The sequence below is a fragment of the Stutzerimonas tianxiuensis genome, assembly GCF_053470365.1.
In genome coordinates, this window is the sequence record NZ_JBPVWS010000001.1 from 110,728 (window position 1) to 124,919 (window position 14,192).

The window sequence follows — 14,192 nt, forward strand, 5'->3', positions numbered from 1 at the left end:
GGATGAGCCCGGGCGATCCTGCTAGATGTTCATCACGATTCGGCCCTCGATGGTGCCGGCGCGCATCTGGTCGAAGATCTGGTTGATGTCGTCGAGTTTGCCGCTGTGGATGGTCGCCTTGACCAGGCCTTCGGCGGCGAAATCCAGGGCTTCCTGCAGGTCCGCGCGGGTGCCGACGATGGAGCCGGTGATACTGATCGCCTTCAGCACCACGTCGAAGATCGGCGTCGGGAAGTCGCCTGGCGGCAGCCCGACCAGCGCCACGGTGCCGTGCCGCCGGGCCATGCCGATGGCCTGGCCAAAGGCGCTGTTGGACACGGCCGTGACCAGTACGCCGTGGGCGCCACCGATGTCACGCTGGATCACCTCGACCGGATCTTCCGTTCGCGCGTTGATGGTGAGGCTGGCGCCCAGTTTTTTCGCCAACTCCAGCTTGGCGTCGTCAACATCAACCGCAGCCACATGCAGGCCCATGGCCTTGGCGTATTGCACTGCGACGTGACCGAGCCCGCCAACACCGGAAATCACCACCCACTGGCCCGGTCGTGCGTTGGTCACTTTGAGGCCTTTGTAGACCGTCACGCCCGCGCAGAGAATCGGCGCAATCTCGTCAAAGGCCACTTCTTTGGGTAGAAGCCCCACATAGTTCGGGTCGGCGAGGACGTATTCGGCGTAACCACCATTGACCGAGTAACCGGTGTTCTGCTGTTCAGTACACAGCGTTTCCCAACCGGTCAGGCAGTGCTCACAGCAGCCGCAGGCACTGTACAACCAGGGCACGCCGACCCGGTCACCTTCCTTGACCCGGCTGACGCCACTGCCCACTGCAGCCACGTAGCCAACGCCCTCATGCCCGGGAATAAACGGCAGCGGCGGACGTACAGGCCAATCGCCTTCAACGGCGTGCAGGTCGGTGTGGCAGACGCCACAGGCCTCGATCTTCACCAGGATCTGCGCTGGGCCGGGTAGGGGCACCTTCACTTCTTCGATGCGCAGCGGTTCACCGTAGGCGTGGGCCACGGCGGCTTTCATGGTCTGGTTCATGGCTGTCTCCTTGCGATCGGAACGCCGAGTCTGCGCCCGCTCTGATGACGGGGCCATTGACCTCCGGCAAGCCAACTAACTTTTTCCAGCCGTTTCAGATGACCGGTCGCAGGTGCCGGGGGCTGGGGCGTGAGTTATACTGCGCGGCCTTTGGTCGGGCCGGTTCCGACCCTGTTCCTGCACGGCCGCGCTGTTTTCAGCGCGGCCGTTGTTCCTGATGCGCCTAGGCGCCGAAGAGAGGCACGACGATGACCGCACTGGTAGGCGTGATCATGGGCTCCAAGTCCGATTGGTCCACCTTGAGCCACACCGCAGACATGCTGGAAAAGCTCGGCATTCCGCACGAAGTCACCGTGGTGTCTGCACACCGCACGCCCGACCTGCTGTTTCAGTACGCCGAACAAGCTGAATCCCGCGGTTTGCGCGTGATCATCGCGGGCGCCGGGGGCGCCGCGCACCTGCCGGGCATGTGTGCCGCCAAGACCCATCTGCCAGTGCTTGGCGTGCCGGTGCAGTCGTCGATGCTCTCGGGTGTGGATTCGCTGCTGTCGATCGTGCAGATGCCGGCAGGCGTGCCGGTCGCCACGCTGGCCATTGGCAAGGCGGGCGCGATCAATGCCGCGTTGCTGTCGGCCAGCATCCTGGGCCACGAATTCCCCGAGTATCACGCCGCGCTGAAGAAATTTCGCGACGAGCAGACCCAGACCGTGCTCGACAATCCGGACCCGAGGGACGCGTAATGAAGATCGGCGTGATCGGTGGCGGCCAGCTGGGCCGCATGCTTGCCCTGGCAGGCACCCCGCTGGGCATGAACTTCGCTTTTCTCGACCCCGCTCCGGACGCTTGCGCGGCGGCCTTGGGCGAGCATCTGCGTGCGGACTATAACGATCAGGACCACCTGCGGCAGTTGGCCGACGAGGTCGATCTGGTGACCTTCGAATTCGAGAGCGTGCCGGCCGAGACTGTCGCCTTCCTGTCGCAGTTCGTGCCGGTCTATCCGAGCGCCGAGGCGCTGCGTATCGCCCGTGATCGCTGGTTCGAAAAATCCATGTTCAAAGACCTCGGCATCCCCACGCCGGAGTTTGCCGATATCCAGTCCCAGGCCGATCTTGACGCCGCGGCTACCAACATCGGCCTGCCGGCCGTGCTCAAGACCCGCACCCTGGGTTATGACGGCAAAGGCCAGAAGGTCCTTCGCAAACAATCCGACGTTACCGACGCCTTCGCCGAACTGGGCAGCGTGCCATGCATCCTCGAAGGCTTCGTGCCATTTACCGGGGAAGTGTCGCTGATTGCGGTGCGCGGGCGTGACGGCGAGACCTGCTTTTACCCGCTGGTCCACAACACCCATGAAAACGGCATCCTGCGGCTGTCGGTGGCGAGCACCCATCATCCGCTGCAAGCGCTGGCCGAGGATTACGCCGGCCGTGTGCTGAACGAGCTGGATTACGTCGGCGTGCTGGCCTTCGAGTTCTTCGAGGTCGACGGTGGGCTCAAGGCCAACGAGATCGCGCCGCGCGTGCACAACTCTGGTCACTGGACCATCGAAGGCGCCGAGTGCAGCCAGTTCGAAAACCACCTGCGCGCGGTGAGTGGCTTGCCGCTCGGCTCGACGGCCAAGGTCGGCGAGAGCGCCATGCTCAACTTCATCGGTGAAGTGCCGGCCGTGGCCAAGGTGATCGCGGTCGAGGACTGCCATCTGCATCATTACGGCAAGGCGTTCAAGGTCGGACGCAAGGTCGGTCATGCCACGCTGCGATGCCCGGATCGCTCCACGCTGGATCGGCAGATCACTGCCGTCGAGTCGCTGATCGCCCGCGACTGACCGTCCGGCCGTCTGGCTTGCCGCTTTACGCGGCGAACTGGCTGACTCGCCTCAGGTCCGAGAATACGTAACGCCTATTTTCGGACTTGAGGAGATTGCCCATGGGCATCATCGGAACCATCATTATCGGCCTGATCGTAGGCCTCATCGCACGCTTCCTGAAGCCCGGCAACGACAGCATGGGCTGGATCATGACCATCCTGCTGGGTATCGGCGGTTCGCTGCTGGCTACGTACGGCGGCCAGGCGCTCGGTCTGTATGAGGCGGGCGAAGGTGCGGGCTTTATCGGTGCGGTAGTCGGTGCGATTATCCTGCTGGTCATCTACGGCATGGTCACCAGCCGTAAACATTGATTCGTCGGGGCCGTGCCCGGCGGCCCCACTCCCACAGCTTTCGGTTGTCATGCGCCCTTTAATTCTGCTCGTCCTTCTGTGCTGCGTTTCCATCATCCATGCCGCTCCGGCGGAACTCGACTGGCTTGAGCTGATGCCGGCTGAGGATCGTCAGGCGCTTGAAGACATGCCGGAAATCGAGCATGACTCGCCAGAAAACGATGGATTCAGCGATCAAGGCGCTCTCAAGCAGGGTGCTGGTCTGCCCGCGGTGATGTATTCCGCCAAGACCGTGCCGGCGCTCAACGGCAAGCTGATTCGCCTGGGTGGCTATCCGGTCCCGCTGGAAACCGATAGCCAGGGTCGCAGCACCGAGTTCTTTCTGGTGCCTTATCCGGGCGCCTGCATCCATGTCCCACCGCCACCGCCCAATCAGATCGTGATGGTCCGCTATCCTGCCGGGATCATGCTGGACGATATCTATGCTCCGCTTTGGGTAGATGGCACGTTGCAGATCGAACCGGTCAGCAATGACCTGGCGGACGCGGCCTACGCGATCTCGGCCGCTGAGGTAAAGCTGGTAGACGAAAGCGATCTTTAGCCGATGAAGCGACCGTTGTCTCCTTCACAGCACAAGGCTTTCGCAGAGCTGGCGAAGCAGATCGAGGGCATCGATGAGGCGGTATACCAGGCTTTCGATAGGGATTCGCTGGAACCGATCATCGGTCTAGGGCCGGCCGACGCCCCCTTGCGTTCTTTGGGCGTGATCCGGGGCGTGAGGAAGTGCGCTACGGTGAGCCCTTCATCGGTGGCGGTGGGCAGCTGGTGCGGCGCGGGCTTTATCGGCATCTCCACGGCGCAGACATGCCGGATTTCGAGGCCAGCCGCTGCGTGGGTGAAGGGTTTTTCTGGATTAACACGGTGCCCTACAAGCCGCTCGGTAACCGCGCCTGGTCGATGGCAGTAAAGCGTCGGTTCCATCCATTGATGCGCCAGTTGTTGATCGACAACTGGCAGGGCCGCAACATCGTCACGCTGGGACGTGAAGCGTTTCTCTGGTTTGGTCTGGATCAGCCACGCGAAGTGCGCCAGCAGCTTGAGGCGTTCTGGCAACGAGAGGACCGTTTCACCGCGTATTTCGATCTCGAACTGACGACGGGGACGGGCAGTGGGCGCGCTTTTCGCCTGCATCCGCTGCCACACCCATCACCGCGCAACCTGACCTGGTACAAGCGGTTTCCTGAGTTACTGCAAGTACGTCTGCAGCAGTTGCTCGGCTGACACCCTCAGCCCTCGGTGCTGTGGCGTTGCACGAAGCGGCGATCGAGATGATCTTTCAGGCGGCCGAGCACTCGGCCTTCGGCCGCGACCCCACCCCAGCTCAGCAATGCCCCATGCTGGCCATCAGAGAGCAGTGCGAGACTGTGCGACTGGGGGTGATAGTGGCGCAGTGGTTGGCCAATCGAGGCTCTTGTGAGATTGGTAGCCAGCACACTCGCCTGGCGCACTGCATGGACGCCGTTGTGAACGGCGCCCGGCAGGCTGGCGCAATCGCCGCTGGCGAACACGTGGGGATGCGAGCGACTCTGCAGCGATGCGGATATCTCGATGAAGCCACGCCGGTCCACGCGCAGGCCCGATTCGCGCAGCCAGCCGAGCGGGCTTGGTCCTGTGGCGACGATCAGGCGTCGTCCGCGCCAGCGCACCTGACCCTCGCCGACGAGGGTGCTGCCATGTACGGTCTGGATCGGGGTGTGCTCATGGACATGCACCTTGGCTTCCTGCAGGTGCCGCAGGGCCAGCCGCCTGAGGCGAGGCGAGTGGCCGGCAAGCAGGTCGTCTGCGCAGAACAGATCGATCGCCGGCACCCGCCCGGCCATGGCCAAGGCCAATTCCACACCCGCTGCACCGCCCCCGACTATGCCCACGGGCTCGGGAATCTCCTGCCACTGTTGCCAGCGGCGAATGAAGTCGGCGAACGGCTTGACCGAGAGCAACTCCATGCCGTCATCGGTCTGTTCCGGCATCCAGGGCAGTGAGCCCAGGTTCAATGACAGCCAGGTACTGCGCAGTGTCTCGCCGGTAGCCAGGAGCAGCTCTGGCGTCTCGGGAAGCAGCGCCACCAAAGTACCCTGGATGAATTCGACCTCGGCTGCGGCGCACAGCTTGGGCAGCGCAACGCGGCAGTCGCGCGTCTGGTAATGCTCGGCGATCAGTCCTGGCATCATCCCGGAATACCAGGCGTGCGGCTCGGCCGAGACCAGTCCGATCCGGCCCGCCGGACGGTCACGGCTGGCCCATTGGCGCAGGACCCCAAGGTGGCTGTGTCCGCCGCCGGCCAGTAGGACATCGAAGTCGGCGTTCATAGCGTTTCAGCACATGGCTGACGCAGACGTGGCGCGAACTGGCCGGGACCCGTCTTCGGCGGCTTGGCTTCCATGGCAAAAGTCCTCCAGAGCATTGCGACTGGCCGGCAGGCTTTGCATCAGCCCCAGTCATCTGCCGGCTGGGGATGGTGCTCGCTTGCAGTATAGATTCAATGCGTCCGGTTGCCCGGATCCTGGCTGACGGCAGGCGGCCGGACCGCTCAGACCGTTTCGACGCTGATCGAGATGCTCAGGGTATGGCGTGCGTTGGCCTCGAGCTGGACTGCATCGCCCATGACGTTTGCCGTTTCGATGCACAGCATGCGTTGCCAGGCGTCGTCGGCGAACTGCGATAGCCGTTGCGCCTTGGCGATCCAGGGGTTCCACAGAACGGCAGAGCGTGAGCCTTGCGTCTCGAGCATGATCCGTCGCTTTAGGCCCGGGTCGAGCAGGCTCAGCCTCGAAGGAAGATCCAGATAGATGCGGTCGGTCTCACCGGCGAATGCCAGGTCGCCCTTTTGCTGTCGCTGCTGCCAGTCTTCCAGAGTTTCGATATAGGGGCATCCGTCCAGGCCCTCGACCGTCACCTGATGGATGTCACTGATGGTGAAGTAGCTGTGCAAGGCCTGTGACAGTGCAACTGCCGTATCGCCGCGGTTGTGGCTGGTCAGCGACAGGTGCAGGCCCTTGCTGTCCAGGCAGACCTGCAGGCTCAGCTCGACAGCATGCGACCAGCCGGGCAAATCAGGGTTGGCGTTGCAGGTAAACAGCAGCGTGACGCTGTCGGCGTTGCTGTCGCTGCGTGCCATTACCCAGTCGATATTGCGCACCAGCCCATGTGCCGGTGCCGGCTGGCTGCCCTGGTAGCTGTCCTGAATCGGCCGTGGGTTGCGCGCCAGATCACCAAACCAGGGCCAGCAGACCGGTACGCCGCCCCGCACTGACTGACCGGATTGAAACGCGGCTTGCTCGCTGAGCCAGATGACTGGTGGTGCATCGCCCTGTCGATAACTGAGTAGCTGGGCACCTTGCTCGGCGACGACCGCTTCTGCGTCGCCGTATCGAATCCGCCAGCAGGCGAGTTGGTCCTTTTCGATGCGCTGAATGTCGACGGGCATGGGCAGTCTCGTTGGCAAATGGGGAGAGTTGAGACCCTGCCGGCGGCCAGGGATTCCGCAGGCTGGCAGGCGTGACGACTGGAGGGCAATGCTGCCGAACGGCCCGCGGCGCAAAGCGACCACGGGCCCGTCAGCCCTGTGCCTTCAGCGCCCTTGGCAGGCGTCGACGCGCAACCAGCGCTCCAGCAGCTTGAAGCCCTGCATCAGCACAAAGGCGATGATCAGGTAGATCAGGCCGGCAGTGAGGAACATTTCCTCGTGCATGTAGGTGCGCGCGGCGATCTTGCGCGCCATGCCGGTCAGTTCCAGCAAGGTGATGGTGCTCGCCAGGGCGCTGGCCTTGAGCATCAGGATCACTTCGTTGCTATAGGCGGGCAAACCGATTCGGGTGGCGCGCGGCAGGATGACATGGCGCAGGGCCTGATAGCGGGACATGCCCAGCGCGCGGGCCGCCTCGACTTCACCGGCCGGCACGTTCTGAATCGCGCCGCGCAGGATTTCAGCGATGTAGGCGGCGGTGTGCAGCGTCATCGTAATGATTGCGCACCAGTAAGGGTCGCGCAAAAACGGCCACATCCAGCTCTCGCGAACGGCCTCGAACTGGGCCATGCCGTAATAGACAAGGAACAGCTGCACCAGCAGCGGCGTGCCACGGAAGAAGAAAATGTAGCCGTAAGGCAGGGCGCGCACTGCAAGCAGGCGCGAGGACCGGGCGATGCCCAGCGGCAGCGCAAGAATCAATCCGGCCACTACCGAAACACCGACCAGCTGCAGTGTCAGCCAGGCGCCTTCGAGAAAGTCCGGCAGCCACTTGATGAACAAGTCCCAGCTCATGCGGCGCTCCTGGCAAAGCCGCGACCGGCACGTCGTTCAAGAAAATACATGCCCGTCATGGCGATCACGGTGAGGCCCAGGTAAATCAGGGCAGCGACGACGAAGAAGGTGAAGGGCTCTTTGCTGGCGGTGACGGCAATCTGCGAGCTGCGCATGATTTCTTCCAGGCCGATGACCGAAACCAGCGCGGTATCCTTCATCAGGATCATGAACAGGTTGCCCAGGCCGGGAAGGGCCAGGCGCCACATCTGTGGCAGGATCAGTCGCAGGAAAATTCGCCGTTTGCCCAGACCCAGTGCCAGACCGGCTTCGCGATGGCCTTTGGGAATGGCCAGCAGCGCGCCGCGGAAGACTTCGGTGGCATAGGCCCCGAAACACAGGCCGAGAGCGATGGTACCGGCCGCGAAGGGGCTCAGAGCCAGATTCTCGATGCCGAAGATCTCGCCGATGCCGCGCACCAGGCCGATGGTGCCGAAATAGATCAGCAGTACCCAGAGCAGCTCGGGTACGCCGCGAACGATGGTCGAATAGGTGCCGCCCACCCAGCGCAGAGTGGCGTATGGCGATGTCTTGGCAAGTGCACCGAGCAAGCCCAGCACCAGGCCCAGGGCCAGGGATGCAAGAGCCAGCTGAATGGTCATCCAGGTACCGGCGATCAGCGCCGGACCGAATCCATGAAGGTCGGGAATCATATGGGCTCAAACACCAAAGCCCGACCTACCCATACGGCGGCCGGGCTTTGATTCAGACGGATCAGTAGATGTTGAAAGGGAAGTACTTGGCGTTGATCTTCTCGTAAGTACCGTCGGCTCGGATTTCAGCCAGCGCCTTGTTCAGCTTCTCGCGCAGCTCATCGTTGCCCTTGCGGACGGCGATGGCAATCTTGTCATTGTCGAACACCGGCTCACCCTTGAACTCGAAGTCCTTGCCAGCATCGCTCTTGAGCCATTCCCACTGCACGAACGAGTCGGCGAGGATGCCGTCGACGCGGCCGGCGGCCAGATCGAGGTAGGCATTTTCCTGGGTGTCGTAGAGCTTGATGTCGACCACGTCGTCCATGTTGTCTTCGAGCCAGGTGCCGGCGATGGTAGCCCGCTGGGCACCGATGGTCTTGCCGTCCAGGTAGCTCTCGTCAGTCTTGAAGTCGACCGACTTGGGCGCTACGAACTGCAGCTTGTTGGTGTAGTAGTGGTCCGTGAAGTCGACCGCTTGCTTGCGTTCCTCGGTGACCGACATCGAGGCGGCGAGGAAGTCGAACTTGCCGGCGTTCAGCGCGGGGATGATGCCGTCCCAATCTGAGGTCACCACTTCGCACTCCACTTCCATCTTCGCGCACAGGGCGTGGGCGATGTCGAGGTCGAAGCCGACTACTTGGCCGCTGGCATCGATCAGGTTGAAGGGAGGGTAGGCGCCCTCGGTACCGATGCGCAGCTTGTCAGCGGCGAAGGCGTTGGCGCCGAGCATCAGGGTGGCGGCGGCAGTCAGCAGAATCTTCTTATAGCTTTTCATGCGATGTGTTGCTCCATTAGCGATGGCTGGACATGAACTGTTTACAGCGTGCCGATTTGGGGTTGTCGAACACCTGCTCCGGCGTTCCTTGCTCTTCGACCAGGCCCTGGTGGAGGAAGACGACCTCACTGGAAACCTGCTTGGCGAAGTTCATTTCATGGGTGACCAGCAGCATGGTACGACCCTCATCGGCCAGCGACCGGATCACTGTAAGCACTTCTTGTACCATTTCTGGGTCGAGTGCCGAAGTGGGCTCGTCGAACAGGATCACCTGTGGCTGCATCGCCAGGGTCCGGGCAATCGCCGCTCGTTGCTGCTGACCACCGGAGAGCTGGTTCGGGTAGACGTGACGCTTGTCGGCGATGCCCACCTTGGCCAGCAGTGCCTCGGCCGTTTCGGTGGCTTCGGCCTTGCTCTGGCCCAGCACGCGACGTGGCGCCTCAATGATGTTGTCGAGCACGCTCATGTGCGGCCAGAGATTGAAGTTCTGGAATACGAAGCCGAGCTTGCTGCGCATCTGGTTGATCTGCTTGGCATCGGCAGCGACCAGATCGCCGTCTTTGGCGCGTTTTAGGCGCAACGCTTCGCCAGCGACGATGATCTCGCCCTCATTGGGATTTTCCAGCAGATTGATGCAGCGCAGAAAGGTCGATTTTCCTGAGCCGGACGAGCCGAGGATCGAGATGACATCGCCGTCGCGGGCGGTCAGCGAGATGCCCTTGAGAACTTCCAGATCGCCGTAGCGCTTGTGCAGATTGCGGATTTCCAGTGCGGGTATGGCCTCGGCCATAGAGCTTCCTCTTCTCGAAACAGGTCATCGCCTGGTCCGTTTCTATGTAAATTGCGCTCCGGCCAACTGCTCGCCGTCCTGGCGAGGCGCAAACCTAGCATGGGAGGGGGCATGCGCCAAGCGCGGCGCGGCCCCGAGTGCTGTGACCGGCCAGTCACTTCGCTTGCCGCGGCCAATGTGCCTTTACCTGTATAGATGAAGTTGACCTCGCTTGCCCGATACAGCCTCAGACCCTGATAACAACCGCCGGCCGAACCCTGGTAACGGGGCCGGCCGGGTGTCGATGCGAGCGTGGCTAGGACGGCTCGCTCTTGGGCAGATCGGGATCGCCTGTGAGCATCTCGTCATGCTCGCCCATTTTCCACGGCAGGCTGCCGGGCGAGATGTGCAGGAAGTGCAGGTACTTCTCGAACTGGTCGAGGATGTCGCTGATGATGTCGGCCTGGTCATAGCCATAGATGTCGTAGTGCTGTCCGCCGCGGCGTAGGAAGACCTCGGCCCGGAAGTACTGCTCGTCGGTGTCCGGCCCCTCGGACAGGGCGAACGCTGGCATGGCATACCCGACAGCGCGGATCTCATAGACGAAATCCACCTGGTCCTCTTTGATTACTTCCAGATAGACCCGCGAATTGGCCTCGTCCGAGTGCACTTCGGCCGTCCATTCCTGGCCGCCAAGCTCGCGCTGCACTCGACGCATGGCCTTGAGTACGGTGCTGCCCATGAATGCGTCGACCTGCTCTCGGTCAGGGAAGCTGACCAGGCCGGCCAGGCGCTTCTTCCACAGGCCGGGACCGGCATTGCTGGCCAGTCGGCTGCTCTGCATATGGTTCTGCAGACTGGTTTCGTGGTGACCTTCGATCACCAGCGCGCGCCACATGCCCAGCGCGGCGATCATCATGATGATGGCGAAGGGTAGGGCACTGGCAATGGTCATGGTTTGCAGCGCGCTGAGTCCGCCCGCCAGCAACAGCGCAGAGGCCACTACGCCCTCGATGCTGGCCCAGAACACCCGCTGCCAAACTGGCGTGTGAATTGCGCCACCGGCTGCCAGGGAGTCGATTACCAGCGAGCCGGAGTCGGAGGAGGTTACAAAGAAGGTGATGATCAGCACCACCGCCAGAAAGGAGGCGATGGAGGTCATCGGCAGCAGCTCGAACAGTTTGAACAGGGCGATGGCGTTGTCCGCCTGCACGTCGGATATCAGCGAGGTGTAACCCTCGACCATGATCAGGTGCAGCGCGGTATCACCGAATACTGAGAACCAGAGAAAGGTAAAGATGGTCGGCACGAACATCACGCCGAAGACGAACTGGCGAATGGTCCGGCCGCGACTGATCTTGGCGATGAAGAGGCCGACGAAGGGCGACCAGGCGATGGTCCAGCCAAAGATGAACAGTGTCCAGTTGCCGATCCAGTCGCTGCGGCTGTAGGCCTGCAGGTTAAAGGTCCGTTCGATGATGTTGTTCAGGTAGCTGCCAGTGTTCTGCAGGAAGGTCTCGAGGATAAAGATGCTCGGCCCGACCAGGAATACAAACACCATCAGCCCGATCGCCAGGACCATGTTCAGCAGCGACAGGTTCTTAACGCCCTTGTCCAGGCCAGCGACCACCGAGCAGATCGCCAGACCAGTGATGATCGCGATAGCGATGATCTGGACGTTGATGCTGATCGGTATCGAGGGCCAGAGGTAGTTGACGCCCGCATTGATCTGAGTGACCGACAATCCGAGTGTCGTGGCGATGCCGAACAGGGTGCCGAGAATCGCAAAGACATCGACAACATGACCGATCGGGCCGTAGATGCGCTCGCCGATGATCGGGTAGAGCGCCGAACGCATGGACAGCGGCAAGCCGTGGCGGAACGAAAAATACGCCAGGACCAGTCCGGTCAGCCCGTAGATGGCCCAGATGTGGAAACCCCAGTGGAAGAAGGCGATCTGCATCGCCTGCTTGGCGGAATCAACCGTTTCCGCCGCGCCAGCTGGTGGCGACGCATAGTGCAATACCGGCTCGGCGACGCCGAAAAACAGCAGTGCGATGCCGTAACCAGCTGAAAACAGCATCGCAAACCAGGCCGGAAAGCTGTATTGCGGCTCGGCGTGGTCGGGGCCCAGCTTGATGCTGCCCCAGGGCGTCATGGCGATGCCGACGATGAACACCAGAAAGAACGCCACCGACAGCATGTAGAACCAGCCGAAATTGGTGGTGATGAAGGCCAGCGTAGAGCTGAACACCTCGCCGGCCAGATCCGGGTTGCTCATCGTGCCTATGACCAGCAGCAGCGTGACGACCACGGCCGGGATGAAGACGGGGAAAAGGATGATGGCCTTGGGTAGTTTTTTGTTTGCTTCCATGTGTTTTCTGGCCTCTGGCTGGCTGGAAACGGGGGACGGAAACGCGCAGGGACGCCTCGAAGCGAAACCGATATCAGAAGGGTAGACGGCGTTTGGCCAGGGAATACTCACCACAAATTGCGGTTGCGGAGCGTTTAAGGCTCAAGGATGTCGCCAGCCCTCTGCCAGATGGACGAGCTTTCCCGAGCCCAAGTAGAGCTTTCGCCGCCGCTCCGTTGCGTTGAGGCGGGCCAGGCCAGCCTGGCCGGCGGGCCGCAGGAGAGCGTCCACAGATCTGGTTCACCTCGTTGGCCTCCAGCTCCCCGGCTGAGTTAGACGGCCATGCTCTTGATGCGCGATTGCCTGCTATAAAAAGCCTGAATAGCCCACACAACGCCTATGAACAGCATCCCCGTGCCAAGCGCTTCGGCAGTAGACGGCCAGCGTTGCGAAATGAGCAGACCCAGTGCCGTCGCGTAAAGGGTTTCACTGGCGATCAACTGACCGCTGAGCGCGAGAGGTAGCCTGCGAGTTGCAACTGACCATGCCCAGGCCGCAGCCAGTGTGGCGCCGAGGCCTTGCACCATTCCACTGATTATCAGCGCCTGAGTTCCGGCCACTTCGCCTGGCTGGATAGCGAAATTGGACAGCTCCAAGTAGAGCCCAACCGGGATAAAGACCAGCATTTCAACGGCGCAGCTGAAAATCAGCATGGCCGACCACAGCATCGGTGACATCTTTGGGCGTTTGGCCAAAGCGCTTTCATTGAACAGTCCGAACCCCGTCCAAAAGGCAATAGCCACCAGTGATGCAAGCAGCCCAAAGAGTATTGAGCCTGTTGGGCGGTCCACCATCGCCCCGCTCGCGTTGAACACGCTGTAGTTGACCACCCCTATCCCAAGGGCTGCCATCACCAGCGGGCCGGCAATTGCGCGCCAGGGGATGCTGGAGCTTCGCAAGTTAGCAGTGATGGCGAGCACTATCGGGACGGAGCCCATCATGACCGGAGGAATCACCGGACCTGCAGCCAATACCGCCGTCGTGATCAGAAAGAAGAAACCGATATAGCCCAGGAACCCCAGCAGCGCGGCCCATGCCCAGTCGTTCAGCCGCAACTGTCGAACTTCACGACGGTAGATGAACAGCACTATCGCGCTGCCCACGCCGGCAAAGGCGTAGCTCACCACGGCCAGATCGAAAACGCTGTAATCGCCAACCAGTTGCGGAAAGATAAAGAGCAGTGACCAGGAAAAGGTCGCAGCAATTGCTGCCAGCAGGCCGAGTGTCATGCGCTCTTCTCCTGTGATTCCTGTTGCTGGATCCAGCCCTGAGCCATCCTTCGAGCTGTATCGAATACCGGCGTGTCCTGGCTCATCGAACCGCTGACAAAACTGCCCTCCAGCAAGATAAACAGGCCTTCAGCCGCTATATCAGGGTCCCGTACACCGGCGCTCGCGGCCAACGCCGAGAGATTCTCGCGAATCCCCTGTTTATGCCGACTGACTGCCAGGCGCACAGGATGGTCCGGCTGCGGGAACTCAGCCGCACTGTTGACAAACAAGCACCCGCGCCCGCTGTCTCGCAGAAGAAAGCGCTCATAGAGGTCGAAAAAAGCAAGCATGCTGCTGACCGGATCGGGCTGCTTCGCCAAGGTGCGCGCTACCTCTTCACGCCAGCGCCGGTCGCGCTCATCAAGACAGGCCACTATCAAGGAATCTTTGGATGGGAAGTGGCTGTAGAGCGTCATCTTGGTAACGCCGGCCAAAGAGGCAATGGCCGTTACCCCAGTGATATGCACACCGTGCGATAGGAACAGTCTCAGCGCCGAATCAATCAAGCGCGTTCTGGTTTTGTCCATGGTGCAGGTCTCAGCGTGTTGACAGCTGAAACTATACTGACCGGTAAGGTTGAGGTTTGCCCAAATACGACCTGGGTTCTGGCTGTTACGACATGGACAAGAAACGGTAACCAGGCGGCAGTGGAGAGCCTCACCCATCTGGGCCTGGTCATTGGCCATGAGACGGCGCGCGATGCCGTGCGGG

Annotated in this window: 14 protein-coding genes and 1 pseudogene; 5 read left to right on the forward strand and 10 right to left on the reverse strand. The window is 61.7% G+C overall.

What is annotated here, in order from left to right:
* Positions 1 to 21 precede the first annotated feature (21 nt).
* Positions 22 to 1,044, reverse strand: a complete 1,023-nt coding sequence (adhP, locus tag ACSSNI_RS00385) for an alcohol dehydrogenase AdhP (RefSeq protein ID WP_200640063.1) — start codon at positions 1,042 to 1,044, stop codon at positions 22 to 24.
* 248 nt (positions 1,045 to 1,292) lie between these two features.
* Between adhP and purE the strand changes: the two genes are divergently transcribed.
* From purE to ACSSNI_RS00410, 5 genes and pseudogenes are all read left to right on the forward strand, one after another.
* Positions 1,293 to 1,784 (forward strand): 5-(carboxyamino)imidazole ribonucleotide mutase, encoded by a 492-nt coding sequence (gene purE, locus ACSSNI_RS00390; protein ID WP_102836537.1) that lies wholly within the window; start codon positions 1,293 to 1,295, stop codon positions 1,782 to 1,784.
* Complete coding sequence (locus ACSSNI_RS00395) at positions 1,784 to 2,869, forward strand: 5-(carboxyamino)imidazole ribonucleotide synthase (RefSeq protein WP_200640062.1); 1,086 nt, start codon at positions 1,784 to 1,786, stop codon at positions 2,867 to 2,869. The genes purE and ACSSNI_RS00395 overlap by 1 nt, the downstream gene beginning before the upstream one ends.
* 101 nt (positions 2,870 to 2,970) lie before the next feature.
* Positions 2,971 to 3,222, forward strand: coding sequence for a GlsB/YeaQ/YmgE family stress response membrane protein (locus ACSSNI_RS00400; RefSeq protein ID WP_025243550.1), 252 nt, complete (start codon positions 2,971 to 2,973; stop codon positions 3,220 to 3,222).
* A gap of 49 nt (positions 3,223 to 3,271) precedes the next feature.
* Positions 3,272 to 3,802: a DUF3299 domain-containing protein gene (locus tag ACSSNI_RS00405; RefSeq protein WP_200640061.1), complete on the forward strand. Its 531-nt coding sequence runs from the start codon at positions 3,272 to 3,274 to the stop codon at positions 3,800 to 3,802.
* A 3-nt stretch (positions 3,803 to 3,805) separates the two neighbouring features.
* Positions 3,806 to 4,482, forward strand: a pseudogene (locus tag ACSSNI_RS00410) (uracil-DNA glycosylase family protein).
* 5 nt (positions 4,483 to 4,487) lie between these two features.
* Here the strand turns inward: ACSSNI_RS00410 and ACSSNI_RS00415 are convergent.
* The 9 genes from ACSSNI_RS00415 to ACSSNI_RS00455 all read right to left on the reverse strand — a co-directional run bounded on the left by ACSSNI_RS00415 (position 4,488) and on the right by ACSSNI_RS00455 (position 14,167).
* Positions 4,488 to 5,567 (reverse strand): FAD-dependent oxidoreductase, encoded by a 1,080-nt coding sequence (locus ACSSNI_RS00415; protein ID WP_200640060.1) that lies wholly within the window; start codon positions 5,565 to 5,567, stop codon positions 4,488 to 4,490.
* Positions 5,568 to 5,788: 221 nt separating this feature from the next.
* On the reverse strand, positions 5,789 to 6,685 hold the full coding sequence (locus ACSSNI_RS00420; RefSeq protein WP_200640059.1) for a D-hexose-6-phosphate mutarotase: 897 nt from the start codon (positions 6,683 to 6,685) through the stop codon (positions 5,789 to 5,791).
* Positions 6,686 to 6,829: 144 nt separating this feature from the next.
* Complete coding sequence (locus tag ACSSNI_RS00425; RefSeq protein WP_200640058.1) at positions 6,830 to 7,519, reverse strand: ABC transporter permease; 690 nt, start codon at positions 7,517 to 7,519, stop codon at positions 6,830 to 6,832.
* A complete protein-coding gene (locus tag ACSSNI_RS00430) occupies positions 7,516 to 8,211 on the reverse strand; it encodes an ABC transporter permease (RefSeq protein WP_159969591.1) in 696 nt (231 codons plus the stop codon). The genes ACSSNI_RS00425 and ACSSNI_RS00430 overlap by 4 nt, the downstream gene beginning before the upstream one ends.
* Positions 8,212 to 8,272: 61 nt before the next feature.
* Positions 8,273 to 9,028, reverse strand: a complete 756-nt coding sequence (locus ACSSNI_RS00435; protein WP_200640057.1) for an ABC transporter substrate-binding protein — start codon at positions 9,026 to 9,028, stop codon at positions 8,273 to 8,275.
* 16 nt (positions 9,029 to 9,044) lie between these two features.
* Positions 9,045 to 9,818, reverse strand: coding sequence for an ABC transporter ATP-binding protein (locus tag ACSSNI_RS00440; RefSeq protein ID WP_200640056.1), 774 nt, complete (start codon positions 9,816 to 9,818; stop codon positions 9,045 to 9,047).
* 295 nt (positions 9,819 to 10,113) lie between these two features.
* Complete coding sequence (locus tag ACSSNI_RS00445; RefSeq protein WP_102836546.1) at positions 10,114 to 12,171, reverse strand: BCCT family transporter; 2,058 nt, start codon at positions 12,169 to 12,171, stop codon at positions 10,114 to 10,116.
* Between the two features lie 311 nt (positions 12,172 to 12,482).
* A complete protein-coding gene (locus ACSSNI_RS00450; protein ID WP_159969593.1) occupies positions 12,483 to 13,439 on the reverse strand; it encodes a DMT family transporter in 957 nt (318 codons plus the stop codon).
* Positions 13,436 to 14,167 (reverse strand): TetR/AcrR family transcriptional regulator, encoded by a 732-nt coding sequence (locus ACSSNI_RS00455; RefSeq protein WP_448258758.1) that lies wholly within the window; start codon positions 14,165 to 14,167, stop codon positions 13,436 to 13,438. The genes ACSSNI_RS00450 and ACSSNI_RS00455 overlap by 4 nt, the downstream gene beginning before the upstream one ends.
* Positions 14,168 to 14,192 lie beyond the last annotated feature (25 nt).

Coding starts and splice junctions, on each gene's coding strand:
- adhP (WP_200640063.1), bottom strand. CDS start 1,044: ATGAACCAGACCATGAAAGCCGCCGTGGCCCACGCCTACGGTGAACCG.
- purE (WP_102836537.1), top strand. CDS start 1,293: ATGACCGCACTGGTAGGCGTGATCATGGGCTCCAAGTCCGATTGGTCC.
- ACSSNI_RS00395 (WP_200640062.1), top strand. CDS start 1,784: ATGAAGATCGGCGTGATCGGTGGCGGCCAGCTGGGCCGCATGCTTGCC.
- ACSSNI_RS00400 (WP_025243550.1), top strand. CDS start 2,971: ATGGGCATCATCGGAACCATCATTATCGGCCTGATCGTAGGCCTCATC.
- ACSSNI_RS00405 (WP_200640061.1), top strand. CDS start 3,272: ATGCGCCCTTTAATTCTGCTCGTCCTTCTGTGCTGCGTTTCCATCATC.
- ACSSNI_RS00415 (WP_200640060.1), bottom strand. CDS start 5,567: ATGAACGCCGACTTCGATGTCCTACTGGCCGGCGGCGGACACAGCCAC.
- ACSSNI_RS00420 (WP_200640059.1), bottom strand. CDS start 6,685: ATGCCCGTCGACATTCAGCGCATCGAAAAGGACCAACTCGCCTGCTGG.
- ACSSNI_RS00425 (WP_200640058.1), bottom strand. CDS start 7,519: ATGAGCTGGGACTTGTTCATCAAGTGGCTGCCGGACTTTCTCGAAGGC.
- ACSSNI_RS00430 (WP_159969591.1), bottom strand. CDS start 8,211: ATGATTCCCGACCTTCATGGATTCGGTCCGGCGCTGATCGCCGGTACC.
- ACSSNI_RS00435 (WP_200640057.1), bottom strand. CDS start 9,028: ATGAAAAGCTATAAGAAGATTCTGCTGACTGCCGCCGCCACCCTGATG.
- ACSSNI_RS00440 (WP_200640056.1), bottom strand. CDS start 9,818: ATGGCCGAGGCCATACCCGCACTGGAAATCCGCAATCTGCACAAGCGC.
- ACSSNI_RS00445 (WP_102836546.1), bottom strand. CDS start 12,171: ATGGAAGCAAACAAAAAACTACCCAAGGCCATCATCCTTTTCCCCGTC.
- ACSSNI_RS00450 (WP_159969593.1), bottom strand. CDS start 13,439: ATGACACTCGGCCTGCTGGCAGCAATTGCTGCGACCTTTTCCTGGTCA.
- ACSSNI_RS00455 (WP_448258758.1), bottom strand. CDS start 14,167: ATGGCCAATGACCAGGCCCAGATGGGTGAGGCTCTCCACTGCCGCCTG.